The sequence below is a fragment of the Streptomyces sp. NPDC100445 genome, assembly GCF_044759735.1.
GTDB lineage: Bacteria > Actinomycetota > Actinomycetes > Streptomycetales > Streptomycetaceae > Streptomyces.
In genome coordinates, this window is sequence record NZ_JBIVZV010000002.1 from 689,129 (window position 1) to 712,710 (window position 23,582).

The 23,582-nt window shown below is 73.1% G+C and carries 21 protein-coding genes; 17 read left to right on the forward strand and 4 right to left on the reverse strand.

Annotated elements, in window-relative coordinates; translation table 11 throughout:
- Positions 1 to 12: 12 nt before the first annotated feature.
- A complete protein-coding gene (locus ACIQVT_RS08470; RefSeq protein WP_403749411.1) occupies positions 13 to 648 on the reverse strand; it encodes a TIGR03085 family metal-binding protein in 636 nt (211 codons plus the stop codon).
- Positions 649 to 788: 140 nt separating this feature from the next.
- On the opposite strand from ACIQVT_RS08470, the gene hisI reads away from it, so the two are divergent.
- The 11 genes from hisI (at position 789) to lgt (ending at position 9,744) form a co-directional block, all read left to right on the forward strand.
- Positions 789 to 1,190 carry a phosphoribosyl-AMP cyclohydrolase gene (hisI, locus tag ACIQVT_RS08475; protein ID WP_403749414.1) on the forward strand — a complete coding sequence of 134 codons (402 nt, stop codon included), beginning with the start codon at positions 789 to 791 and terminating at the stop codon, positions 1,188 to 1,190.
- An 11-nt stretch (positions 1,191 to 1,201) separates the two neighbouring features.
- A complete protein-coding gene (locus tag ACIQVT_RS08480; protein ID WP_403749417.1) occupies positions 1,202 to 2,680 on the forward strand; it encodes an anthranilate synthase component I in 1,479 nt (492 codons plus the stop codon).
- A 51-nt stretch (positions 2,681 to 2,731) separates the two neighbouring features.
- Complete coding sequence (locus tag ACIQVT_RS08485; protein WP_403749420.1) at positions 2,732 to 3,370, forward strand: TIGR02234 family membrane protein; 639 nt, start codon at positions 2,732 to 2,734, stop codon at positions 3,368 to 3,370.
- A 221-nt stretch (positions 3,371 to 3,591) separates the two neighbouring features.
- A complete protein-coding gene (locus tag ACIQVT_RS08490; RefSeq protein WP_403749423.1) occupies positions 3,592 to 3,849 on the forward strand; it encodes an HGxxPAAW family protein in 258 nt (85 codons plus the stop codon).
- Positions 3,850 to 3,978: 129 nt separating this feature from the next.
- Positions 3,979 to 4,443: a DUF2752 domain-containing protein gene (locus ACIQVT_RS08495; protein WP_403749425.1), complete on the forward strand. Its 465-nt coding sequence runs from the start codon at positions 3,979 to 3,981 to the stop codon at positions 4,441 to 4,443.
- 134 nt (positions 4,444 to 4,577) lie between these two features.
- Entirely contained in the window at positions 4,578 to 5,387 is an 810-nt protein-coding gene (gene trpC / locus ACIQVT_RS08500; protein WP_403749427.1) for an indole-3-glycerol phosphate synthase TrpC, read from the forward strand.
- 21 nt (positions 5,388 to 5,408) lie between these two features.
- On the forward strand, positions 5,409 to 5,621 hold the full coding sequence (gene trpM / locus ACIQVT_RS08505; protein WP_403749429.1) for a tryptophan biosynthesis modulator TrpM: 213 nt from the start codon (positions 5,409 to 5,411) through the stop codon (positions 5,619 to 5,621).
- Positions 5,622 to 5,689: 68 nt separating this feature from the next.
- Entirely contained in the window at positions 5,690 to 6,973 is a 1,284-nt protein-coding gene (gene trpB, locus ACIQVT_RS08510) for a tryptophan synthase subunit beta (protein ID WP_403749432.1), read from the forward strand.
- Entirely contained in the window at positions 6,970 to 7,788 is an 819-nt protein-coding gene (trpA, locus tag ACIQVT_RS08515) for a tryptophan synthase subunit alpha (protein ID WP_403749434.1), read from the forward strand. The genes trpB and trpA overlap by 4 nt, the downstream gene beginning before the upstream one ends.
- A 96-nt stretch (positions 7,789 to 7,884) precedes the next feature.
- Positions 7,885 to 8,658: a DsbA family protein gene (locus tag ACIQVT_RS08520; RefSeq protein WP_403749437.1), complete on the forward strand. Its 774-nt coding sequence runs from the start codon at positions 7,885 to 7,887 to the stop codon at positions 8,656 to 8,658.
- Positions 8,659 to 8,745: 87 nt separating this feature from the next.
- Entirely contained in the window at positions 8,746 to 9,744 is a 999-nt protein-coding gene (lgt, locus tag ACIQVT_RS08525; protein WP_403749440.1) for a prolipoprotein diacylglyceryl transferase, read from the forward strand.
- Positions 9,745 to 9,823: 79 nt separating this feature from the next.
- Here the strand turns inward: lgt and rbsK are convergent, their stop codons facing one another.
- The gene (rbsK, locus tag ACIQVT_RS08530; protein WP_403749444.1) at positions 9,824 to 10,717 is read right to left on the reverse strand and encodes a ribokinase; all 894 of its coding nucleotides are present in this window, start codon (positions 10,715 to 10,717) and stop codon (positions 9,824 to 9,826) included.
- Entirely contained in the window at positions 10,714 to 10,911 is a 198-nt protein-coding gene (locus ACIQVT_RS08535; protein ID WP_403749447.1) for a hypothetical protein, read from the reverse strand. Before ACIQVT_RS08535 ends, rbsK begins: the two co-directional genes overlap by 4 nt.
- 176 nt (positions 10,912 to 11,087) lie before the next feature.
- Between ACIQVT_RS08535 and ACIQVT_RS08540 the strand changes: the two genes are divergently transcribed.
- The 3 genes from ACIQVT_RS08540 to ACIQVT_RS08550 all read left to right on the forward strand — a co-directional run bounded on the left by ACIQVT_RS08540 (position 11,088) and on the right by ACIQVT_RS08550 (position 18,338).
- Positions 11,088 to 11,819 carry a VIT1/CCC1 transporter family protein gene (locus ACIQVT_RS08540; RefSeq protein ID WP_403749449.1) on the forward strand — a complete coding sequence of 244 codons (732 nt, stop codon included), beginning with the start codon at positions 11,088 to 11,090 and terminating at the stop codon, positions 11,817 to 11,819.
- A gap of 464 nt (positions 11,820 to 12,283) precedes the next feature.
- Positions 12,284 to 16,882: a glutamate synthase large subunit gene (gene gltB, locus ACIQVT_RS08545; RefSeq protein ID WP_403749452.1), complete on the forward strand. Its 4,599-nt coding sequence runs from the start codon at positions 12,284 to 12,286 to the stop codon at positions 16,880 to 16,882.
- Entirely contained in the window at positions 16,875 to 18,338 is a 1,464-nt protein-coding gene (locus tag ACIQVT_RS08550; protein ID WP_403749456.1) for a glutamate synthase subunit beta, read from the forward strand. Before gltB ends, ACIQVT_RS08550 begins: the two co-directional genes overlap by 8 nt.
- 134 nt (positions 18,339 to 18,472) lie before the next feature.
- On the opposite strand, the gene ACIQVT_RS08555 is transcribed toward ACIQVT_RS08550, so the two are convergent.
- Positions 18,473 to 19,354, reverse strand: a complete 882-nt coding sequence (locus ACIQVT_RS08555) for a hypothetical protein (protein WP_403749458.1) — start codon at positions 19,352 to 19,354, stop codon at positions 18,473 to 18,475.
- 130 nt (positions 19,355 to 19,484) lie between these two features.
- Here ACIQVT_RS08555 and ACIQVT_RS08560 point away from each other — a divergent pair, with 130 nt between their 5' ends.
- The 3 genes from ACIQVT_RS08560 (at position 19,485) to ACIQVT_RS08570 (ending at position 23,435) form a co-directional block, all read left to right on the forward strand.
- A complete protein-coding gene (locus ACIQVT_RS08560; protein ID WP_403749461.1) occupies positions 19,485 to 19,835 on the forward strand; it encodes a chorismate mutase in 351 nt (116 codons plus the stop codon).
- A gap of 91 nt (positions 19,836 to 19,926) precedes the next feature.
- A complete protein-coding gene (gene pepN, locus ACIQVT_RS08565) occupies positions 19,927 to 22,503 on the forward strand; it encodes an aminopeptidase N (protein ID WP_403749465.1) in 2,577 nt (858 codons plus the stop codon).
- Between the two features lie 107 nt (positions 22,504 to 22,610).
- Positions 22,611 to 23,435: an NAD(P)H-binding protein gene (locus tag ACIQVT_RS08570; protein WP_403749468.1), complete on the forward strand. Its 825-nt coding sequence runs from the start codon at positions 22,611 to 22,613 to the stop codon at positions 23,433 to 23,435.
- Positions 23,436 to 23,582 lie beyond the last annotated feature (147 nt).

Genomic DNA, 23,582 nt, shown 5'->3' on the forward strand with positions numbered 1-23,582 from the left:
GGGGCGCCCCTCTCAGATGCCCAGCTGCCGGGACTCGTGCAGCGTGGTGATCGCGTCGGCGTCACCCTCCAGGTCCACCCGGGCCGCGCTCTGCCGGCCGAACGCGAACATCAGCAGCTCCGACGGCTCACCGGTCACCGTCACCACCGGCGCGCCCCGGTGCGCCACCACCGTCTGCCCGTCCGGGCGGCGCAGCACCAGTCCCGTCGGCACGCCCCGCCCCATCAGCCGCGCGGTCCGCTCCAGCCGGGACCACAGCGCGTCCTGGAACACCGTGTCCAGCTCGCGCGGGCTCCAGCCCGGCTGGGCGCGGCGCACGTCCTCGGTGTGGACGTAGAACTCGATGATGTTGGCGGCCTCGTCGACCTGCTTGAGCTGGAAGGGGGAGAAGCGCGGCGGGCCGGTGCGGATCAGCCGGATCAGCTCCTCGTACGGCTTGGCCGCGTACTCGGCCATCACCTTCTCCAGGCGCGGCGCGAGCTGCTTGACCAGCGTGCCCCCCGCCGCGTCGGGGCGGCGCTCGCGCACCACCACGTGCGCGGCCAGGTCCCGGGTCCGCCAGCCCTCGCAGAGTGTCTCCGCGTCCGGACCGACGGTTTCCAAGAGGTCGGCGAGCAGAAGCCGTTCACGCTTGGCGAAGGTCGACATGCAGCCAGCCTACGGCCCCGCCGCCGCTCCTCCCACCCGTCACCCCGCCACCGCCGTCCCCGCCGGCCCCGGCCGGGTGCCGTGACCACTCCCCGGACGCCCCGGCCGCCGGGCCGGCGCCGCGCGGCACAATGGCACCCATGACCAGTACGACCGGTACGCCCCGGCCCAGCAGCCTCGACCCGGAGATCGCCGCGCGGCTGAAGCGCAGCACCGACGGGCTCGTCCCCGCCATCGCCCAGCAGTACGACACCGGCGAGGTGCTCATGCTCGGCTGGATGGACGACGAGGCACTGCACCGCACGCTCACCACCGGCCGCTGCACCTACTGGTCCCGCAGCCGTCAGGAGTACTGGGTCAAGGGCGACACCTCCGGCCATGTCCAGCGGGTGAGGTCCGTGGCGCTCGACTGCGACGCCGACACGCTGCTCGTCAAGGTCGACCAGGTGGGCGCCGCCTGCCACACCGGCGCCCGCACCTGCTTCGACGAGGACGTCCTCCTCGAGGCCGCCGATTCCGGCCCGACCGCCCCGGCTCAGTAAGGTCAGCCGTCATGGACCTCGAGACCTTCCGCAAGCTGGCCGCCGACCGGCGTGTCATCCCGGTCACGCGCAAGCTCCTCGCCGACGGCGACACCCCGGTCGCGCTGTACCGCAAGCTCGCCGCCGAACGCCCCGGCACCTTCCTGCTGGAGTCGGCGGAGAACGGGCGGTCCTGGTCCCGGTACTCCTTCGTCGGGGTCCGCAGCGCCGCCACGCTCACCGCACGCGACGGCCGGGCCCACTGGCTCGGCACCCCGCCGGTCGGCGTCCCCGTGGACGGCGACCCCCTCGTGGCCCTGCGCGCCACCCTCCAGACCCTGCACACCCCGCACCAGGAGGGGCTGCCGCCCTTCACCGGCGGCATGGTCGGCTACCTGGGCTACGACATCGTCCGCCGCCTGGAGAAGATCGGTCCCGGCGAGCGCGACGACCTGCGGCTGCCCGAGCTGACCATGCTGCTCACCAGCGACCTCGCCGTGATGGACCACTGGGAGGGCTCGGTCCTGCTGATCGCCAACGCGATCAACCACAACGACCTCGACACCGGCGTGGACGAGGCGTACGCGGACGCCGTCGCCCGTCTCGACGCCATGGAGGCCGACCTCACCCGGGCGGTCGCCCAGCCGCCGGCCGTCCTGCCGCCCTCCGAACTGCCCGACCACACCGCCCTGTGGGGCGGTCCCGACTTCCGGCGGGCCGTCGAGGACATCAAGGAGCGCATCCGCGCGGGCGAGGCCTTCCAGGTCGTGCCCTCCCAGCGCTTCGAGACGCCGTGCACGGCGAGCGCCCTGGACGTCTACCGGGTGCTGCGGGCCACCAACCCCTCGCCGTACATGTACCTCTTCCGCCTCGACGGGTTCGACGTGGTCGGCTCGTCCCCCGAGGCCCTGGTGAAGGTGGAGGACGGCCGGGCGATGGTCCACCCCATCGCCGGGACCCGGCACCGCGGGGCCACCCCGCAGGAGGACCAGGCCCTCGCCGAGGAACTGCTCGCCGACCCCAAGGAGCGCGCCGAGCACCTGATGCTGGTCGACCTCGGCCGCAACGACCTGGGCCGGGTCTGCGAGCCGGGCTCGGTGGAGGTGGTCGACTTCATGTCGGTCGAGCGCTACTCGCACGTGATGCACATCGTGTCGACCGTCACCGGCAGGGTGGCCCCGGGCCGCACCGCCTTCGACGTGCTCACCGCGTGCTTCCCGGCGGGCACCCTCTCCGGCGCGCCCAAGCCCAGGGCCATGCAGATCATCGACGAGGTCGAACCGTCCCGGCGCGGACTGTACGGCGGCTGCGTCGGCTACCTGGACTTCGCCGGCGACTCCGACACCGCGATCGCCATCCGCACGGCCCTGCTCCGCGACGGCACCGCGTACGTCCAGGCCGGTGCCGGCATCGTCGCCGACTCCGACCCCGTCGCCGAGGACCAGGAGTGCCGCAACAAGGCCGCCGCGGTGCTGCGGGCGGTGCACACGGCGAACCGGCTCGGCCGGTAGACACGCGTCGCGGGAGCCCCGGGTGACGGTTCGCCCGGGGTTCAGGCGATAGTGGAGTACGTGACTGCCGTTCCTCACCCCCGTTCCGAAGCCGCCGCACCCGCCCGGTCCGGCCGGCGCAGCCTCGCCGTGGCCCTCCTGTGCGGTGCCCTCGGCGCGGCCGTGACGCTGCTCGCGACCCGGCAGCGCTGGGCGGAGGGCACCGCCACGGTGGCCGGCGGCGCGTTCCCGCTGACCGCCCGTGGCAGCGACGTCACGGGCGTGCCCGCGGCCCTCGCCATAGTGGGCCTCGCCGCGCTCGTCGCCGTCTTCGCCGTCCGCCGGGCGGGCCGTCTCGCCGTCTCGGCGCTGCTCGCGCTGTCCGGCGCCGGGATCGCCACGGCCGCCGTCGTGGCCGCCTCCGACGGCTCCGCCCTGGACGAGCAGGCCGCCCGGGCCAGCGGCGACACCTCCGCCACGGTCTCCGCGCTCAGCCACACCGCCTGGCCGTACGTCGCGGCCGCCGGCGGGCTGCTGATCCTGCTCGCCGGGCTGCTCGCCCTGCGCTACGGCCGGCTGTGGCCCGCGATGTCCGGCCGCTACGAGCGGGGCACCCCCCGCCCGCGGCGCACGGCCCGGCCGGTGGACCCGGAGCGGCCGGAGGAGATCTGGAAGGCCCTGGACCGGGGCGAGGACCCGACCGGCGCCTGAGCCGCTCCACCGCCTGTCACCGGCCGGCGCCGCCCGGTACGGCCCGGTGCGGCCCGGTGTGGCGCAACAGACGCCACCCCCGCGTCCGGCGGCCGCACGCGTACGGGACAATGGACGGTGAGCGTCCGGCTCGGACAGTGACGGGCGGGCTCGCGACCGTACGGACCGACGTACGACGCGTACTACGACACGCACACGTACACAGCAACGAGGAGCAAGTCATGGCGGGCAGCAGCCACGGTCACACCCCGGCCGCCTGGACCGGTGTCATCATCGCCTTCATCGGTTTCTGCGTCGCCGGCGCCTTCATGGTGATGGCCCAGCCGGTCGGCTTCTGGGCCGGCATGGTGGTCGTGGTGCTCGGTGGCGTCGTCGGCGTCGTCATGCGCGCGATGGGCCTCGGCCAGCCCAAGGCCGCGCGCCCCGCCCCGCGGACCGCCCCCGCCGCGACCCGCGAGCCGGCCGGCGCCGAGAGCTGAGCCACGCGTACTCCCGAAGGGGGCGGTCCGGACCACCGGGCCGCCCCCTTCGCCGTGCGGACGCCGCCGCGTCCCCCGGCCGGACGCGCCCCGCGCGCGCGGGGCCAAGGTGCGCGGGAGACTGCCCGGGTGAACGCCGACAGCCGTCCGGCCCGGCCCTGGGCCCCGCTCAGCCTTCCCCGTCCCGCTCCGCCCGTGCCGGCGCGGCGGCGGCTCGCCGTGGCGGCGGGACTGTTCGCGGCCGGCGCCGGGGCCCTGGCCTACGTCGGCGCCGTGGACCCCGGCCGGCCCGGCCACTACCCGGTCTGCCCGCTGTACCGGCTCACCGGCCTGTACTGCCCCGGCTGCGGCGGGCTGCGCGGTGTGCACGCCCTCGTCCACGGCGACCTCCTCACCGCCCTGCGCGACAACGCGCCGGGAGTGGCCGCCTGCCTGGGCCTCGCCGTGCTCTGGGCCGTCTGGGTGGTCCGCACGGCGCGCGGCCGGCCGTTCCACGTCGCCCCGGGCCGGCCCCTGCTGTGGGCGCTCGGCGCGCTGCTGCTGGTCTTCACCGTCGTCCGGAACCTGCCGTTCGGTGGCTGGCTACACCCTTGATCGAACCGTGAACGTCCAGGTAGTGGGACCGCCTGAGACTGGATGCGAGGCCTCGACGCTCCTGCGGATACCATCGCAGTGACCACGGGTTCTCAGACCTGAAGGAACCACCGTCCTGGAAGGGGGCCGCTCGCGTGAGTGTGCTCGACGAGATCATCGACGGGGTCCGTGCCGACCTCGCGGAGCGCCAGGCACGCGTCAGCCTCGACGAGCTCAAGGAGCGTGCGGCCAAGGCCCCGGCCGCCAAGGACGGGGTGGCCGCGCTCAAGGGCGACGGCGTCAAGGTGATCTGCGAGGTCAAGCGGTCCAGCCCGTCCAAGGGCGCGCTGGCCGCGATCGCCGACCCGGCCGCCCTCGCGGCGGACTACGAGGCGGGCGGCGCCGCCGTGATCTCCGTCCTCACCGAGCAGCGCCGCTTCGGCGGCTCCCTCGCCGACCTGGAGACCGTCCGCGCGCGCGTGGACATCCCGGTGCTGCGCAAGGACTTCATCGTCACCTCGTACCAGCTGTGGGAGGCCCGGGCGTACGGCGCCGACCTCGTGCTGCTGATCGTGGCCGCCCTGGACCAGCCGGCCCTGGAGTCGCTGATCGAGCGGGCGGTGTCCATCGGGCTGACGCCGCTGGTCGAGGTGCACGACGAGGACGAGGTCGAGCGGGCGGTGGACGCCGGCGCCCGCGTCATCGGCGTCAACGCGCGCGACCTGAAGACGCTGGAGGTCGACCGCGGCACCTTCGAGCGGATCGCCCCGGAGATCCCGGACAGCGTCGTGAAGGTGGCCGAGTCCGGTGTGCGCGGACCGCACGACCTGATCGCCTACGCCAACGCCGGCGCCGACGCGGTGCTGGTCGGCGAGTCCCTGGTGACCGGCCGCGACCCCAAGGCCGCGGTCGCCGACCTGGTGGCGGCGGGCGAGCACCCGGCATTGCGGCACGGACGCGGCTGACCTCCCGCTAGGCTGGGCCCGATGAGGACGACGACCACCGTGACGACCGTGGACCGGTACGCGCGCCTGGCGCGCGGCTGCCGCCCGCGGGGCTGCCGCGCGCCCGCCCGCCGGGTGCACGGCCGTCGCGTGCGGTACGTCATCGGTGACGAACCCGGGCAGGTCAACGGACGCCGATGGCACCGCGCCCCCCAGGGGCGCGGGGAACTGCGCGAGCGACCGCACACGGCCTGAGGCCGTACGACGAACCCCCGCCCCCACGGCGATCAGTGTCATCCCACCCTTCACCGTGAGGTTTCCGCATGCTCAGCCAGTTCTTCATCCCCGACCCGGAGGGCCGGGTCCCCAGCGCGGAGGGCTACTTCGGCGCGTTCGGCGGCACGTTCATCCCGGAGGCGCTCGTCGCCGCCGTCGACGAGGTGGCCGTCGAGTACGACAAGGCGAAGGCGGACCCCGAGTTCGCCCGTGAGCTCGACGAGCTGCTCGCCCACTACACGGGTCGCCCCAGCGCCCTGACCGAGGTCCCCCGGTTCGCCGAGCACGCCGGCGGCGCCCGGGTGTTCCTCAAGCGCGAGGACCTCAACCACACCGGCTCCCACAAGATCAACAACGTGCTCGGCCAGGCCCTGCTGACCCGGCGCATGGGCAAGACCCGGGTCATCGCCGAGACCGGCGCCGGCCAGCACGGCGTCGCGACCGCCACCGCCTGCGCGCTGTTCGGCCTCGACTGCACGATCTACATGGGCGAGATCGACACCGAGCGCCAGGCCCTCAACGTGGCCCGGATGCGCATGCTCGGCGCCGAGGTCGTCGCCGTGAAGTCCGGCAGCCGCACCCTCAAGGACGCCATCAACGAGGCGTTCCGGGACTGGGTCGCCAACGTGGACCGCACCCACTACCTGTTCGGCACCGTCGCCGGCCCGCACCCCTTCCCGGCCATGGTGCGCGACTTCCACCGGGTGATCGGGGTGGAGGCCCGCCGGCAACTGCTGGAGCGCGCCGGACGCCTCCCGGACGCCGCCGTCGCCTGCGTGGGCGGCGGCTCCAACGCCATCGGCCTGTTCCACGCCTTCATCCCCGACGAGGGCGTCCGGCTGATCGGCTGCGAGCCCGCGGGCCACGGCATCGACAGCGGCGAGCACGCGGCCACCCTCACCGCCGGCGAGCCCGGCATCCTGCACGGTTCCCGCTCCTACGTCCTCCAGGACGAGGAGGGCCAGATCACCGAGCCGTACTCGATCTCGGCCGGCCTGGACTACCCGGGCGTCGGCCCGGAGCACTCCTACCTGAAGAGCTCCGGCCGCGGCGAGTACCGCGCGATCACCGACGACGACGCCATGCAGGCCCTGCGCCTGCTGTCGCGCACCGAGGGCATCATCCCGGCCATCGAGAGCGCCCACGCCCTCGCCGGCGCCCTGGAGGTCGGCAGGGAGCTGGGCCCCGACGGCCTCGTCCTCGTCAACCTCTCCGGCCGCGGCGACAAGGACATGGACACCGCCGCCCGCTACTTCGGCCTGTACGACACCGACGCCGAGGTGGCCGCCGACGCGGCCGACACCGCCGAGATCGAGGGGGACGCCAAGTGAGCGGCACCATCCAGCTGCTGTCCGACACCCTCGCCGCCGCGAAGGCCGAGGGCCGCGCCGCGCTCATCGCCTACCTCCCGGCGGGCTTCCCCACCGTGGACGGCGGCATCGAGGCGGTCCGGGCCGTCCTCGACGGCGGCGCCGACATCGTCGAGGTCGGTCTGCCGCACAGCGACCCGGTCCTGGACGGCCCGGTCATCCAGACCGCCGACGACATCGCCCTGCGCGGCGGGGTGCGGATCGCGGACGTCATGCGCACGGTCCGCGAGGCCCACGCGGCCACCGGCAAGCCCGTGCTGGTCATGACGTACTGGAACCCGATCGACCGGTACGGCGTGGAGCGCTTCACGGCCGAGCTGGCCGAGGCGGGTGGCGCGGGCTGCATCCTGCCCGACCTGCCCGTGCAGGAGTCGGCGCTGTGGCGCGAGCACGCCGAGAAGCACGGCCTGGCGACGGTCTTCGTCGTGGCGCCGAGCAGCAAGGACGAGCGGCTCGCCCGGATCACCGCGGCGGGCAGCGGCTTCGTCTACGCCGCCTCCCTCATGGGCGTCACCGGCACCCGCGCCTCCGTCGGGGCGCAGGCCCAGGAACTGGTCGGGCGCACCCGCGCCACCGGCACCGACCTGCCCGTCTGCGTCGGCCTCGGCGTCTCCGACGCGGCCCAGGCGGCCGAGGTCGCCGGGTTCGCCGACGGCGTCATCGTCGGTTCGGCGTTCGTGAAGCGGATGCTGGACGCCCCCGACCACGCCTCCGGCCTCGCGGCGGTCCGCGAGCTGGCCGGCGACCTGGCGAAGGGCGTCCGCCGCCGGGCGTGACCGCGCTTGGGGTCCCCTTCCCAGGGGGCGGTCACTCGAACGGGTGGACCTCGGGCCGGGGAGGCGCGCTGCGCCTCCCCGGTTCGTTCTGGGGGTGTGAGCGAGAAGAACCGTGACGGAAAGCGCACCGCCCGGGAGCGGCTGGCGGTCGAGCGCGAGAAGCAGAAGGCCGTGGACAAGCGGCGGCGCACGCTGATCGTGGGCGCGAGCGTGGTCTGTGTCCTCGGCCTCGCGGCGGTGATCGGCGTGATCGCCGCCCATGCCGGCAAGGACAAGGGCAGCAGCGCCGGCCCGGTCGTGGCGCCCTCGGGCGCGCAGGGCAAGGACAGCCTGGCGATCCCGGTCGGCAAGGACGGGGCCCGGCCGACGCTCACCGTCTGGGAGGACTTCCGCTGTCCGGCCTGCCGGGCCTTCGAGACGGTGTACCGGCCGACCCTCCACCAGCTGACCGACGCCGGGAAGCTCAGGATCGACTACCACCTGGTCCGGCTGATCGACGGCAACCTGGGCGGCGGCGGCTCCCTGCGCGCGGCCAATGCCGCCGCCTGCGCCCAGGACGCCGGGAAGTTCCGCGAGTACCACGACGTGCTGTATGACAACCAGCCCCAGGAGAACGTCGACACCTTCGGCGACAACGGCACGCTGATCCGGCTGGCCGGCAAGGTGAAAGGCCTGGACACCCCCGCCTTCCGCGCCTGCGTCAAGAACGGCACCCACACCACCTGGGTGAACAAGTCCCACCAGGCCATGGGCGCCGCCGGGTACAACAGCACGCCGACCGTCCTGCTCGGCGGCAAGAACATCGTCGAGGACCGGACGATGACCCCGGCCAGGCTCAAGCAGCTGGTGGAGACGGCCGGGCAGGGATGAGCGCCCTCTTCCGCGGGGCCCCGTTATGGACCCGTAGCCGGGCTGCCCGCCGTGCCCACGGCCCGGCACGGTAGCGTCGGACCTGCCATGGAACTTGCCTACATTCCCAGCCCGTCGCGCGGGGTGCTGTACCTCGGCCCCATCCCGCTGCGCGGCTACGCCTTCTGCATCATCATCGGCGTCTTCGTTGCCGTCTGGCTCGGCAACAAGCGCTGGATCGCCCGCGGCGGGCAGTCCGGCACGGTCGCCGACATCGCCGTCTGGGCCGTCCCGTTCGGCCTCGTCGGCGGCCGGCTCTACCACGTGATCACGGACTACGAGCTGTACTTCAGCAAGGGCCGTGACTGGGTCGACGCCTTCAAGGTGTGGGAGGGCGGCCTGGGCATCTGGGGCGCGATCGCCCTCGGCGCGCTCGGCGCGTGGATCGGCGCCCGCCGCCGGGGTGTCCCGATGCCGGCGTACGCCGACGCCGTCGCCCCCGGCATCGCGTTGGCGCAGGCCATCGGCCGCTGGGGCAACTGGTTCAACCAGGAGCTGTACGGCCGCGAGACGCATCTTCCCTGGGCCCTGCACATCACCTCCGCCGAGGGCGGCCGGGTGCCGGGGTACTACCACCCGACCTTCCTCTACGAGTCCCTGTGGTGCGTGGGCGTCGCGCTCCTGGTCATCTGGGCCGACCGTCGCTTCCGGCTCGGCCACGGCCGCGCGTTCGCCCTGTACGTCGCGGCGTACTGCGTGGGCCGCGGCTGGATCGAGTACATGCGCGTGGACGACGCGCACCACATCCTCGGCCTGCGCCTGAACGACTGGACGGCGCTGGTCGTCTTCCTGCTCGCGGTCACGTACATCGTCGTGTCGTCCAGGAAGCGGCCGGGACGGGAGGCCGTCGTGGAGCCGGGTGCGCCCGGCGCCCCGGCCGACAGCGCGACCGAGGACGGCACCGGTACCGGCAGCGGCACCGAGGACGGCACCGGAACCGACAGGGGCACCGAGGACGGCAGCGACAGCGCCACCGAGTCCGAGGGTGCCGCCGAGGACGTCGTGGAGCCGCGCAAGGGCGAGGCGGAGTCGGCCGAGAAGAGCTGACCGCTGGCCGTACGGCACCGAGGGCGTCCGGGGTTCCCCGGGCGCCCTCGGCCCTTCCGGGCGGCCGGTGACCCGCTCCTCACGCCCCGTACCGCGCCTCGATCTCCTGCCGGTACGGCATGGACACCGAGGCCCCGGCCCGCTGGACGGAGATCGCCGCCGCGGCGGCCGCCCAGGACAGCGCCTCGCGCACCGGCCTCTCCTCGGCGAGGGCCACGGCGAGCGCGCCGGCGAAGGTGTCGCCCGCGCCGGTGGAGTCGACGGCGTCGACCCGGGGCGCGGGCACCACCAGCGGCTCGGTGCCCCGGGCCCGGTACAGACAGCCCGTCGCGCCCAGGGTGACGACGACCCGGGGCACGAGGTCCAGCAGGGCGGCCGCCGCCTCGCGCGGGTCGGTGCGCCCGGTGAGGGTGACCGCCTCGTACTCGTTGGGCACCAGCAGGTCGGTGGCGGCGAGCAGTTCCGGTGGCAGCGGACGGACGGGGGACGGGGTGAGCACCGTGCGCACCCCGTGCCGGTGTGCCGCCCGCGCGCCCGCGACGACCGCCGCCGCCGGGATCTCCAGCTGGAGCAGCAGGGCGTCGGCGGAGGCGATGACCCCCTCGTCGCCGGGGGAGAGGTGGTCGACGGTGCCGTTGGCGCCCGGGATGACGACGATGGAGTTCCCGCCCTCGTCGTCCACCACGATGTGCGCGGTGCCGGAGGGGCCCTCGACCGTGCGCAGGGAGTCGGTGTCCACCCCGGAGTGTTCGAGGTTGGCGCGCAGGCGGTGGCCGAAGGCGTCGTTGCCGACCGCGCCGATCATGGAGACGGTGGCACCGGCGCGGGCGGCGGCGATCGCCTGGTTGGCGCCCTTGCCGCCCGGGACGGTACGGAACTCGCGTCCGGTGACGGTCTCCCCGCGCTCGGGGGCCCTGGCGACATAGGTGACCAGGTCCATGTTCGTACTGCCGAGGACCGCGATGTGGGTCATGGGCGGATCGCCTCCGGGCGGGAGAGGTGGGCCAGGGCGTCGAAGCCGATCCCGTGGTGGAAGCCGGCGGCGATGGCGGTGGCCGTGGACATCGCCGCGTAGACGCTGGTGACGGTATGGGCGGGCACCACGTCGGAGGGACCGCTTTCCGGCGTTCTGCGCTTTTCGAGGTGTTCTGTTCTTTCGCGCGCCATGCCCCGAATCATCCCCTCGGGAGGGCCGGCCGGCCCGCGTGGACACGAGGGAAAACCGCAGGTTAGCCGAGCCTTTCCTTGGTGGCGGGCGCGGGCGGGGCGAGGTAGATTCGGTATTGTCGAAGACTAGACCTCGTCCAAACTTAGCTTTGGCTTAGCTTCCCTGGGGGACCCGCATGTCGATCATCGAAACCGAGGCCGCGCTCCACGAGGCGCACCGCGACAACCACACCCACCGCGACGTCAACGGCGGCTGGCTGCGCCCCGCCGTCTTCGGTGCGATGGACGGCCTGGTCTCCAACCTCGCCCTGATGACGGGCGTGGCCGGCGGGTCCGTGGGCCAGCACACCATAGTCATCACCGGACTCGCGGGGCTCGCCGCCGGTGCCTTCTCCATGGCGGCCGGTGAGTACACCTCGGTCGCCTCCCAGCGGGAGCTCGTCGAGGCCGAGCTCGATGTCGAGCGCCGTGAGCTGCGCAGGCACCCGCAGGACGAGGAGGACGAGCTGGCCGCGCTGTACGTGTCGCGCGGGGTCGAGCCCGCGCTGGCCCGGCAGGTCGCCCGCCAGCTCTCCCAGGACCCCGAGCAGGCCCTGGAGATCCACGCCCGCGAGGAACTGGGCATCGACCCCGGCGACCTGCCCTCGCCGCTGGTGGCCGCCGTCTCCTCCTTCGGCTCCTTCGCCCTCGGCGCCCTGCTGCCCCTGCTGCCGTACCTGCTGGGTGCCACCGTGCTCTGGCCCGCCGTGCTGCTGGCCCTCGCCGGGCTCTTCGGCTGCGGCGCGGTGGTGGCCCGGGTGACCGCGCGCAGCTGGTGGTTCAGCGGTCTGCGGCAGCTCGCCCTCGGTGGCGCGGCGGCCGGTGTGACGTACGCCCTGGGCACGTTGTTCGGAACGGCCGTAGGATAGCGCGACCGCTACCTATGCGATGGGCCGCATAAGTAGCCGTTACTCGCTGGTTTCGCGCGCATGACCACCGGGCATGAGCCGTAAGCGCTGTGGGCAATGACGCCCGCCGCACCCCTGCGGGGTGGGCGATGACGCTCCCCCCGGCCCCCCGAGGGCCGCCGGACCCGGATCCGACCGATCCTGTCCGCGCCGGCCTCCCCGCACCGCTCGCCGCCACCACGCGGCACCCGCCGCGACCGCGCGGCAACCCCCGCCGTCCCGTACGGCAGCCGCCGCACCCCCGGCACGCGCCGCGTTCGCGCGGCACCTCCGCCGCCACCGAGGCGTCCGCATGCTGGAACGGAGTATCCGGTTCCCGAGAACCGCTCCATCATGTAACCTGCACGAAATTTTGATCTGAAGCAGAGGGCCAACGTCGTCCCTCGGCACCTGCCACATGCCATATGACGACGACGGGAGAGCCGATGCGTACGCCGCGCCAGCCGTCCCAGCACTCCGAGAACGGCCAGAACTGGTCGTTCATGGATGCTCGCCCTGCTGCGCAGGGTATGTACGACCCCCGCAACGAACACGACGCCTGCGGCGTCGGTTTCGTCGCCACCCTTACCGGCGAGGCGTCCCACACGCTGGTCGAGCAGGCGCTCACCGTCCTGCGCAACCTGGAGCACCGCGGTGCCACCGGCTCCGAGCCCGACTCGGGCGACGGCGCCGGCATCCTCTCCCAGGTCCCCGACGCCTTCCTCCGCGAGGTGGCCGGATTCGACCTCCCGACGGCCGGTTCCTACGCCGTGGGCATCGCCTTCCTGCCGGAGGACGGCGCCGACGCCGCGGTCTCGGCCATCGAGGCGATCGCCGCCGACGAAGGACTGACCGTCCTCGGCTGGCGCGCGGTCCCGGTCGCCCCGGAACTGCTCGGCGCCACCGCCCGCTCCACCATGCCGGTCTTCCGCCAGATCTTCGTGACCGACCACGCCGCCGAGGGCATCGCGCTGGACCGCAGGGCGTTCGTGCTGCGCAAGCGCGCCGAGCGCGAGGCCGGGGTCTACTTCCCGTCCCTGTCGGCCCGCACGATCGTCTACAAGGGCATGCTGACCACCGGCCAGCTCGAGCCCTTCTTCCCGGACCTGTCCGACCGCCGCTTCGCCTCCGCGATCGCTCTCGTGCACTCCCGGTTCTCCACGAACACCTTCCCGTCGTGGCCGCTGGCGCACCCGTACCGCTTCGTCGCCCACAACGGTGAGATCAACACCGTCAAGGGCAACCGCAACTGGATGCAGGCCCGCGAGTCGCAGCTCGTCTCCGACCTGTTCGGCCCGGACGAGAAGGCCATCGAGCGGATCTTCCCGGTCTGCACCCCCGACGCCTCCGACTCCGCCTCCTTCGACGAGGTCCTGGAGCTGCTGCACCTGGGCGGCCGCTCGCTGCCGCACTCCGTGCTGATGATGATCCCGGAGGCGTGGGAGAACCACGTCTCCATGGACCCGGCCCGGCGCGCCTTCTACCAGTTCCACGCCACGATGATGGAGCCCTGGGACGGCCCGGCCTGCGTCACCTTCACCGACGGCACCCAGGTCGGCGCCGTCCTCGACCGCAACGGCCTGCGCCCAGGCCGCTACTGGGTCACCGACGACGGCCTGGTCGTCCTCGGCTCCGAGGTCGGCGTCCTCGACATCGACCCGGCCAGGGTCGTCCGCAAGGGCCGTCTCCAGCCCGGCCGCATGTTCCTCGTGGACACCGCCGAGCACCGCATCATCGAGGACGACGAGATCAAGGCCGCCCTCGCCGCCGAGAACCCGTACGCCGAGTGGCTGGAGGCCGGCGAGATCGAGCTGGGCGACCTGCCCGAGCGCGAGCACATCATCCACACCCACGCCTCGGTCACCCGCCGCCAGCAGACCTTCGGGTACACCGAGGAGGAGCTGCGCGTCATCCTCGCGCCGATGGCCCGCACCGCCACCGAGCCGATCGGCTCCATGGGCACGGACTCGCCGATCGCCGCCCTGTCCGAGCGCCCCCGGCTGCTCTTCGACTACTTCACCCAGCTCTTCGCGCAGGTCACCAACCCGCCGCTGGACGCGATCCGCGAGGAGCTGGTCACCTCCCTGCGTTCGTCGCTGGGCCCGGAGGGCAACCTCCTGGAGCCGACGGCCGCCTCCTGCCGCACGGTCACCCTGCCCTTCCCGGTGATCGACAACGACGAGCTGGCCAAGCTCATCCACATCAACGCCGACGGCGACATGCCGGGCTTCAAGGCCGCCACCCTCTCCGGCCTGTACCGGGTCTCCGGCGGCGGCGAGACGCTCGCCGCGCGCATCGAGGAGATCTGCGCCGAGGCCGACGCGGCCATCGGCAACGGCGCCCGCCTGATCGTCCTGTCGGACCGGCACTCCGACGCCGAGCACGCGCCGATCCCGTCGCTGCTGCTCACCTCGGCCGTCCACCACCACCTCATCCGCACCAAGCAGCGCACCCAGGTGGGTCTGCTGGTCGAGGCCGGTGACGTCCGCGAGGTCCACCACATCGCCCTGCTCATCGGCTACGGCGCCGCCGCCGTCAACCCGTACCTGGCGATGGAGTCCGTCGAGGACCTGCTGCGCGCCGGCACCTTCCTGAACGGCCTGGAGCCCGAGAAGGCGATCAAGAACCTGATCTACGCCCTGGGCAAGGGCGTGCTGAAGGTCATGTCCAAGATGGGCATCTCCACCGTCGCCTCCTACCGCGGCGCCCAGGTCTTCGAGGCCGTCGGCCTGGACGAGACCTTCGTGGCGAAGTACTTCAACGGCACCGCCACCAAGATCGGCGGCGTCGGCATCGACGTCATCGCCCGGGAGGTCGCCGCCCGCCACGCCAAGGCCTACCCGGCCTCCGGCATCGCTCCCGCGCACCGCGCGCTGGAGATCGGCGGCGAGTACCAGTGGCGCCGCGAGGGTGAGCCGCACCTGTTCGACCCGGAGACGGTCTTCCGCCTCCAGCACTCCACGCGCACCGGCCGCTTCGACATCTTCAAGAAGTACACCGACCGGGTGAACGAGCAGTCCGAGCGGCTGATGACGCTGCGCGGCCTCTTCGGCTTCAAGTCGGACCGCGGCCCGATCCCCGTCGAGGAGGTCGAGCCGGTCTCCGAGATCGTCAAGCGGTTCTCCACCGGCGCGATGTCGTACGGCTCCATCTCCCAGGAGGCGCACGAGACCCTCGCCATCGCCATGAACCAGCTGGGCGGCAAGTCCAACACCGGTGAGGGCGGCGAGGACTCCGAGCGCCTGTACGACCCGGCCCGCCGGTCCGCCATCAAGCAGGTCGCCTCCGGCCGCTTCGGCGTCACCAGCGAGTACCTGGTCAACGCGGACGACATCCAGATCAAGATGGCGCAGGGCGCCAAGCCCGGCGAGGGCGGCCAGCTGCCCGGCCACAAGGTCTACCCGTGGGTCGCCAGGACGCGTCACTCGACGCCGGGCGTCGGCCTGATCTCCCCGCCGCCGCACCACGACATCTACTCCATCGAGGACCTCGCCCAGCTCATCCACGACCTGAAGAACGCGAACCCGCGGGCGCGGATCCACGTGAAGCTGGTCTCCGAGGTCGGCGTCGGCACGGTCGCCGCGGGCGTGTCCAAGGCGCACGCGGACGTGGTCCTGATCTCCGGCCATGACGGCGGCACGGGCGCCTCCCCGCTGACCTCGCTCAAGCACGCGGGCGGCCCCTGGGAGCTGGGTCTCGCCGAGACCCAGCAGACCCTGCTGCTCAACGGCCTGCGCGACCGGATCGTGGTCCAGACGGACGGCCAGCTGAAGACCGGCCGTGACGTGGTCGTCGCCGCGCTCCTCGGCGCCGAGGAGTTCGGGTTCGCCACCGCGCCGCTCGTCGTCTCCGGCTGCGTGATGATGCGCGTCTGCCACCTGGACACCTGCCCGGTCGGCATCGCCACCCAGAACCCGGTCCTGCGCGAGCGCTTCGCCGGCAAGGCCGAGCACGTGGTCAACTTCTTCCGGTTCATCGCCGAGGAGGTCCGTGAACTCCTCGCCGAGCTGGGCTTCCGCTCCATCGAGGAGGCCGTCGGCCACGCCGAGGTGCTGGACGTCGAGCGCGCCGTCGACCACTGGAAGGCCCAGGGCCTGAACCTGGACCCGCTGTTCCACGTGCCCGACCTGCCCGCGGGCGCCGTCCGCCACCGGCTGATCTCCCAGGACCATGGCCTGGAGAAGGCCCTGGACAACGAGCTGATCAAGCTCGCCGCCGACGCCCTCGCGGCCGACGACGCCACCGAGGCGCAGCCGGTGCGCGCCCAGGTCGCCATCCGCAACATCAACCGCACGGTCGGCACCATGCTCGGCCACGAGGTGACGAAGAAGTTCGGCGGCGCCGGCCTGCCCGACGACACCATCGACATCACCTTCACCGGCTCCGCCGGCCAGTCCTTCGGCGCGTTCCTGCCCCGCGGCGTCACGCTGCGCCTGGAGGGCGACGCCAACGACTACGTCGGCAAGGGCCTGTCCGGCGGCCGGATCGTCGTCCGCCCGGACCGTGCGGCCGACCACCTCGCCGAGTACTCGACCATCGCGGGCAACACCATCGCCTACGGCGCCACCGGCGGCGAACTGTTCCTGCGCGGCCGCACCGGTGAGCGGTTCTGCGTCCGCAACTCCGGCGCGACGGTGGTCTCCGAGGGTGTGGGCGACCACGGTTGCGAGTACATGACCGGCGGTCACGCGGTCGTCCTCGGCCCGACCGGCCGCAACTTCGCGGCGGGCATGTCCGGCGGCATCGCGTACGTCATCGACCTCGACCGCGACAACGTCAACGTCGGCAACGCCGGCGCCGTCGAGGCCCTGGACGACACGGACAGGCAGTGGCTGCACGACGTGGTGCGTCGCCACGCCGAGGAGACCGCTTCCACGGTCGCGGCGAAGCTGCTCGCCGACTGGGACACGGCCGTGGCGCGGTTCAGCAAGATCATCCCCAGCACGTACAAGGCAGTGCTCGCCGCCAAGGACGCCGCCGAGCGAGCCGGTCTCACCGAGACCGAGATCACCGAGAAGATGATGGAGGCGGCGATCAATGGCTGACCCGAAGGGCTTCCTGAACCACGGTCGCGAGGTCGCCAAGACCCGTCCCGTCGGTGAGCGCGTCAAGGACTGGAACGAGGTCTACGTCCCCGGCTCCCTCCTGCCGATCATCAGCAAGCAGGCCGGCCGGTGCATGGACTGCGGCATCCCGTTCTGCCACAACGGCTGTCCGCTGGGGAACCTGATCCCCGAGTGGAACGACTACGCCTACCGTGAGGACTGGGCCGCCGCCCAGGAGCGCCTGCACGCGACCAACAACTTCCCGGAGTTCACCGGCCGCCTCTGCCCGGCCCCCTGCGAGTCGGCGTGCGTGCTCGGCATCAACCAGCCGCCGGTCACCATCAAGAACGTCGAGGTCTCGATCATCGACAAGGCGTGGGAGACCGGGGACGTCGCCCCGCAGATCCCCGAGCGCCTGTCCGGCAAGACGGTCGCGGTCATCGGCTCCGGGCCGGCGGGTCTCGCCGCCGCGCAGCAGCTGACCCGGGCCGGCCACACGGTCGCCGTCTACGAGCGCGCCGACCGCGTCGGCGGGCTCCTGCGCTACGGCATCCCCGAGTTCAAGATGGAGAAGCGGCACATCAACCGCCGCATCGAGCAGATGCGCGCGGAGGGCACCCGCTTCCGCACCGGCGTCGAGATCGGCCGCGACATCAACGCCCGCGACCTGAAGAAGCGGTACGACGCGATCGTGATCGCCGCCGGTGCCACCACCGCGCGCGACCTGCCGGCGCCGGGCCGCGAGCTCAAGGGCATCTACCAGGCGATGGAGTACCTGCCCCTGGCCAACAAGGTCCAGGAGGGCGACTACGTCTCCCCCCCGATCTCGGCCGAGGGCAAGCACGTCGTCGTCATCGGCGGCGGCGACACCGGCGCCGACTGCGTGGGCACCGCCCACCGCCAGGGCGCGGCCTCCGTCACCCAGCTGGAGATCATGCCCCGCCCGAACGACGAGCGGCACCCGGCGAACCAGCCCTGGCCGACCTTCCCGCTGCTGTACAAGGTCACCTCGGCGCACGAGGAGGGCGGCGAGCGGATCTACTCCGCCTCCACCACCCACTTCGAGGGCGACGAGGACGGCAATGTGCAGTGGCTGCACCTCGCCGAGGTGGAGTTCGTCGAGGGCAAGCTGACCCAGAAGCCGGGCACCGAGCGCAAGATCCCGGCCCAGCTGGTCACGCTCGCCATGGGCTTCACCGGCACCGACCGGGAGAACGGCCTGGTCGACCAGTTCGGCCTGGAGCTGGACGCACGCGGTAACATCGCCCGCGACGCCGAGTTCCAGACCAACGTGCCCGGTGTGTTCGTCGCCGGTGACGCCGGCCGCGGCCAGTCCCTGATCGTGTGGGCGATCGCGGAGGGCCGCTCGGCCGCCCGCGGCGTCGACCGCCACCTGACCGGGGCCAGCGACCTGCCGGCCCCGATCCGCCCGACCGACCGCGCCCTGGCGGTCTGAGAGCGGCCCCCGAGACGTCCCGTACAAAGGCGTACGGAACACTGACGGCGCCTGCCCGCCTGTCCCCGACCGGACGACTGGGCAGGCGCCGTCGCACGTCCGGCCGCGGGCCCGGCAGATCCGAACGAGAGGCCCTACGTGTCGCACTCCAGCACCGTCCGGCACAGCCCGCACCGCGCCCGTACCCGCCCCTGGACCGGCACCCTGATCCGCTGGTGGCAGGTCGGGCAGGGAAACGTCACCTGGAGGCGGCCGCCGGCGCCGGGGGCGAAGGCGTACGGGGCGGCGGGGGGTGCCTCGGTGCCGTGCCGGCGGTCGTGCGCGTAGCGGCGGCGGCCCGCCCAGCCGGCCGCGACGAGCGGCGGCTGCCGCTCGTCGCGACGCGCCCGGGCCAGTCCCTCGGTGTAGGCGGTGTGCGCCTGCGGGCTGGTGAACCACACCGAGGGGTCCTCGTGGAAGAGCAGGGCCCGCTTGGCCAGGACGTAACCGAACTCCTCCGGGGTGAGGTAGCCGAGCTTCTGCGAGGAGACGCCGTCCTCCCGGTAGGCGTCCAGCAGCAGCCAGCCCGCGCCCAGGTAGGCCGTGACGGTGTCGGTGAGGATCTCGTTCTCGGCGGTGGTGGGGAAGGCGAGGCCCAGCCGGTGCAGGTAGACGTGGGCCACCTCGTGGGCGAGCGCCGCCCCGATGTCCCGGCGATGGGTGCGGAAGCGGTCGTTGAGCTCGACGAAGTACTCCGGGCCCGCTGTCAGTTCGACGTCGGCCGCGTGGGTCATCTCCCGGAAGCCGACGATCAGCCGCGCGTCCGGCAGCCGGAAGTGCCGCACGAGCTCGCGGGCCACGCGCTGGGCGCCCAGGTGCAGGTCGTCGGTGTCGCAGAAGGCGACGTCCGCGGGGGCCAGGCTGACCGCGAACGTCCGCACCGAGTCGGGGGACAGCCGCCGGTACAGCGCGGTGACCGCGGCCCGGACCGTCTCCAGGTGCGGGTAACCGTGCTCCACCGGTCCGCCGTTCGCCACGCCCCCACCCCCTCCGGACGCCGGAACCCCCTACCACTGTAGGCGGATCCCGCGCCGGGGGACCGGCCGGCGATCCAGTCCCCGGACACCCGTGGGGCCGGGGGACGTCCAGCACATAGGGTGGGCGTCCATGACGACCAGCAACCCCGGCACGGGTGCCGTGGACCCCGAGGTCCGCCACGAACTGGAGCGGCTGCGCGACAGCATCGACAACATCGACGCGGCCGTCGTCCACATGCTCGCCGAGCGTTTCAAGGCCACCCAGCAGGTCGGCAGGCTCAAGGCGGTGCACCAGCTGCCGCCCGCCGACCCGGCCCGCGAGTCCCGGCAGATCGAGCGGCTGCGCCGGCTCGCCGAGAACGCCAAGCTCGACCCGGCCTTCGCCGAGAAGTTCCTGAACTTCATCATCGCCGAGGTGATCCGGCACCACGAGCGGATCGCCGAGGACACCCAGCAGGGGGACACCGCGGACGCCGTCTGAGCGTCGGACCGGCCGGGGGCGCACAAGGGACATAAGCCGTGTACCGGTCCGCCCCTGTGCGCTGTCCGCCTCATCAGGCAGCATGGCCTGCATGTCCGTACTCACGCGCGACGAAGCGCAGCTCCGAGCACAGTTCCTCGACGTCCACCGCTACACGGTCGAACTGGACCTCACCACCGGTGACGAGACCTTCGGCTCCCGTACCGCGATCCGGTTCACCGCCCGGTCCGACGGGGACACGTTCGTCGAGCTGGACCCCGCCGAGCTGCGCGGCGTCACCCTGGACGGACACGCCCTCGACCCCGAGACGCTGCACGAGGGGCGGCTGCCGCTGCGCGGCCTCACCGCCGGCGAGCACGAGCTGCGCGTCGACGCGGTCATGCGCTACTCCCGCACCGGCGAGGGCATGCACCGCTTCACCGACCCCAGCGACGGCGAGACGTACGTCTACACGCAGATGTTCATGGACGACGTCCGGCGGGTCTTCGCCGCCTTCGACCAGCCCGACCTGAAGGCCGTCTTCGAGGTCTCCGTCCGGGCGCCCGAGGGCTGGAGCGTCCTCGCCAACGGCGTCACCGAGCACCGTGGCGACGGTCTGTGGCAGGCCGCGCCCACCCCGCCGATCTCCACCTACCTCGCCGCCGTCGCCGCCGGCCCCTGGCACTCGGTGCGCACCGAGCACCGCGGACTGCCCTTCGGCATCCACTGCCGCCGCTCGCTCGCCCCCCACCTGGACGCCGACGCCGACGAGATCCTCGACATCACCCGCGCCTGCTTCGACCGCTACCACGAGAAGTTCGAGGAGCCCTACCCCTTCGACTCCTACGACCAGGCGTTCGTCCCCGAGTTCAACGCGGGCGCCATGGAGAACCCGGGCCTCGTCACCTTCCGCGACGAATTCGTCTACCGCTCCGCCGTCACCGACACCGAGCGGCAGACCCGCGCCATGGTCATCGCGCACGAGATGGCCCACATGTGGTTCGGCGACCTCGTCACCCTCAGGTGGTGGGACGACATCTGGCTGAACGAGTCCTTCGCCGAGTACATGGGCTACCAGACCACCGCCGAGGCCACCCGGTTCACCGACCCCTGGACGGAGTTCGCCGTCACCCGCAAGTCCTGGGGCTACGACGCCGACCAGCGGCCCACCACCCACCCGGTCGCCCCCGAGAACGTCGACGACACGGCCTCCGCGCTGCTCAACTTCGACGGCATCTCCTACGCCAAGGGCGCCTCAGCGCTGCGCCAGCTGGCCGCCTGGCTCGGCGAGAAGGACTTCCTCGCCGGCATCAACACCCACTTCCACCGGCACAAGTTCGCCAACGCCACCCTCGCCGACTTCATCGACTCCCTCGCCTCCGCCACCGACCGCGACGTCCACGCCTGGGCGGACAGTTGGCTGCGCACCGTCGGCGTCGACACCCTCGTCCCCGCCGTCACGGCCGACAACGGCACCTGGCACCTCGACGTCCGGCACCTGGGCCCCGCCGGCGTCCCGTCCGACTCCTCCGGCCCCGCCGGGAGCGGCGGCCGCCCGCACCGCGTCACCCTCGGCGTCTACGACCGCGACCTGCACGACGAGCGCCGACTGACCCTGCGCGAGCGCGTGGAGGCCGACCTGCCCGCCACCGACGGCCTCACCCTGCGCACCGCCGGGCCGCGCCCCGCGCTCGTCCTCCTCAACGACGGCGACCTCACCTACGCCAAGGTCCGCTTCGACGCCGCCTCCTCCGGGACGGTGCGCACCCACCTGTCCGGCCTGCCCGAACCGCTCACCCGCGCGGTCGTGTGGAACGCCCTCAGGGACGCCGTCCGGGACGGCGAGCTGCCGGCCGCCGCCTATCTGGAGACGGCCCGCGCCCACCTCCCCCACGAGACCGACCTCGCCGTCGCCCAGGGCGTCCTCGCCTTCGCCTCCGGCCAGATCGCCGACCAGTACCTGGCGCCCGGGGACCGCCCGGCCGCCCTGGCCACCCTCACCTCCCTCTGCCGCGACCTGCTGCGCCGCACCGAGGACGGCGACCACCCCGGCCTTCGGCTCATCGCCGTGCGCCACCTGATCGGCGTGACCGCCCGCCCGGAGACCATCGCCGCCTGGCTCGCCGACGGCACGGTGCCCGGCGGCCCGGAGCTCGACCCCGAGCTGCGCTGGCGCGTCCTGGCCCGGCTCGCCGTGCTCGGCGCCACCGACGAGGAGGCCATCGCCGCCGAGCTGGAGCGCGACCCGAGCGCCACCGGCCAGGAGGGCGCCGCCCGCTGCCGTGCCGCGCTGCCCGACCCCGGGGCCAAGCGCGCCGCCTGGGAGGCGATGTTCGCCGGCGACTCGCTGTCCAACTACCTCTTCACGGCCACCGCCCAGGGTTTCTGGCAGCCCGAACAGGCCGAGCTGGTGGGGGAGTACGTGCCGCGCTTCTACCAGGACGCGGTCACCGTCGCCGCCCGCCGGGGCCCGGCCATCGGTGTCGCCGCCGGCCGCTGGTGCTTCCCGGCCCACGCCGTCGACGCCGGCAACCTCCGCCTCGGCGAGGCCTGCCTGCGCGACGCCGACCTCACCCCGGCCCTGCGCCGCACCCTCGCCGACCGCCTGGACGACCTGTCCCGCGCCCTCAAGGTGCGCGAGGGCCAGGCCGCCGGCGCCGCCGCACAGGAGGCGCGGACCCCGGCGTAGGCCCGGCGGAGCAGACCCGGCTGGTCCTCGCGGACGACGCGCGGGACCGGCCGCCTTCCCTAGGCTCGGACGGTCGAAGGATCAGCCCAGCCCCGAAAGGCGGCACCGTGATCGTAGTGACCGGAGCGACCGGCAACGTCGGCCGTGCCCTCGTCGACCGTCTCCTCGCCGCGGGACAGCCCGTCCGCGCACTGACCCGTGACCCGCTGCGGGCCGGGCTGCCCGCGGCGGCGGAGGTGGTGGCGTTCCGGCCGGACGAGCCCGAGCCCCTGTTCGCCGGGGCCACGAAGCTCTTCCTGTACGCGCAGGCCGGCACCGCCCCGCTGCTGGCGGCGGCCCGCGCCCACGGGGTGCGGCACGTCGTGCTGCTCTCCAGCGGCATCGTCCAGGAGGGCGCCGACGAGACCCACCCCATCCACGTCATGCACGCCACCATGGAGCGCCACATCCGGGAGAGCGGCCTCGCCTGGACCTTCCTGCGCCCCAACGCCTTCGCCACCAACGCGCTCCAGTGGGCCCCGCAGATCCGCGCCGGCGACACCGTCCGGGGCGTCTACGCGGACGCGCTCTCCGCGCCCATCCACGAGGACGACATCGCGGCCGTCGCCGAGCGCGTCCTGCTCGACGACGGGCACGAGGGCGCCGTGCACCGGCTGACCGGACCGGCGGCGGTCAGCAACGCCGGCCAGGTCGAGGCCATCGGCAGCGCCCTGGGCAGGAAGCTGGCGTTCGTGGAGGCCGACCCCGCCGAGGCCGGCCCGGAGCTGTTCCCGCACGTGCCCCCGCACATGCTCGAACGTCTGCTGAAGACCTTCGCCGAGACCGTCGGCGTGGCCCCGGAGATCACCGGCACGGTGGAGCGGCTCACCGGCACCCCGGCCCGCGCCTTCGACCGGTGGGCCCACGACCACGCCGGGGACTTCCGAGGGTGACCGGCGGGGGCCCGCGCCCCTCCTGACCGGGGCCGCCGGGACGGCAGTACACACTTTCGGGTTCCCTTCACCGGGCTTTCGGGACGCGGTGCCCCTTTCCGGTACAAGCTGGAGGTCCACCCACACCGGAAGCCCGCCGGTCGTCCC

What these genes read in the sequence shown, in the direction of transcription:
- ACIQVT_RS08470 (WP_403749411.1), bottom strand. Translation starts at nt 648, where the DNA reads ATGTCGACCTTCGCCAAGCGTGAACGGCTTCTGCTCGCCGACCTCTTG.
- hisI (WP_403749414.1), top strand. Translation starts at nt 789, where the DNA reads ATGACCAGTACGACCGGTACGCCCCGGCCCAGCAGCCTCGACCCGGAG.
- ACIQVT_RS08480 (WP_403749417.1), top strand. Translation starts at nt 1,202, where the DNA reads ATGGACCTCGAGACCTTCCGCAAGCTGGCCGCCGACCGGCGTGTCATC.
- ACIQVT_RS08490 (WP_403749423.1), top strand. Translation starts at nt 3,592, where the DNA reads ATGGCGGGCAGCAGCCACGGTCACACCCCGGCCGCCTGGACCGGTGTC.
- trpM (WP_403749429.1), top strand. Translation starts at nt 5,409, where the DNA reads ATGAGGACGACGACCACCGTGACGACCGTGGACCGGTACGCGCGCCTG.
- trpB (WP_403749432.1), top strand. Translation starts at nt 5,690, where the DNA reads ATGCTCAGCCAGTTCTTCATCCCCGACCCGGAGGGCCGGGTCCCCAGC.
- lgt (WP_403749440.1), top strand. Translation starts at nt 8,746, where the DNA reads ATGGAACTTGCCTACATTCCCAGCCCGTCGCGCGGGGTGCTGTACCTC.
- rbsK (WP_403749444.1), bottom strand. Translation starts at nt 10,717, where the DNA reads ATGACCCACATCGCGGTCCTCGGCAGTACGAACATGGACCTGGTCACC.
- ACIQVT_RS08535 (WP_403749447.1), bottom strand. Translation starts at nt 10,911, where the DNA reads ATGGCGCGCGAAAGAACAGAACACCTCGAAAAGCGCAGAACGCCGGAA.
- ACIQVT_RS08540 (WP_403749449.1), top strand. Translation starts at nt 11,088, where the DNA reads ATGTCGATCATCGAAACCGAGGCCGCGCTCCACGAGGCGCACCGCGAC.
- gltB (WP_403749452.1), top strand. Translation starts at nt 12,284, where the DNA reads ATGCGTACGCCGCGCCAGCCGTCCCAGCACTCCGAGAACGGCCAGAAC.
- ACIQVT_RS08550 (WP_403749456.1), top strand. Translation starts at nt 16,875, where the DNA reads ATGGCTGACCCGAAGGGCTTCCTGAACCACGGTCGCGAGGTCGCCAAG.
- ACIQVT_RS08560 (WP_403749461.1), top strand. Translation starts at nt 19,485, where the DNA reads ATGACGACCAGCAACCCCGGCACGGGTGCCGTGGACCCCGAGGTCCGC.
- pepN (WP_403749465.1), top strand. Translation starts at nt 19,927, where the DNA reads ATGTCCGTACTCACGCGCGACGAAGCGCAGCTCCGAGCACAGTTCCTC.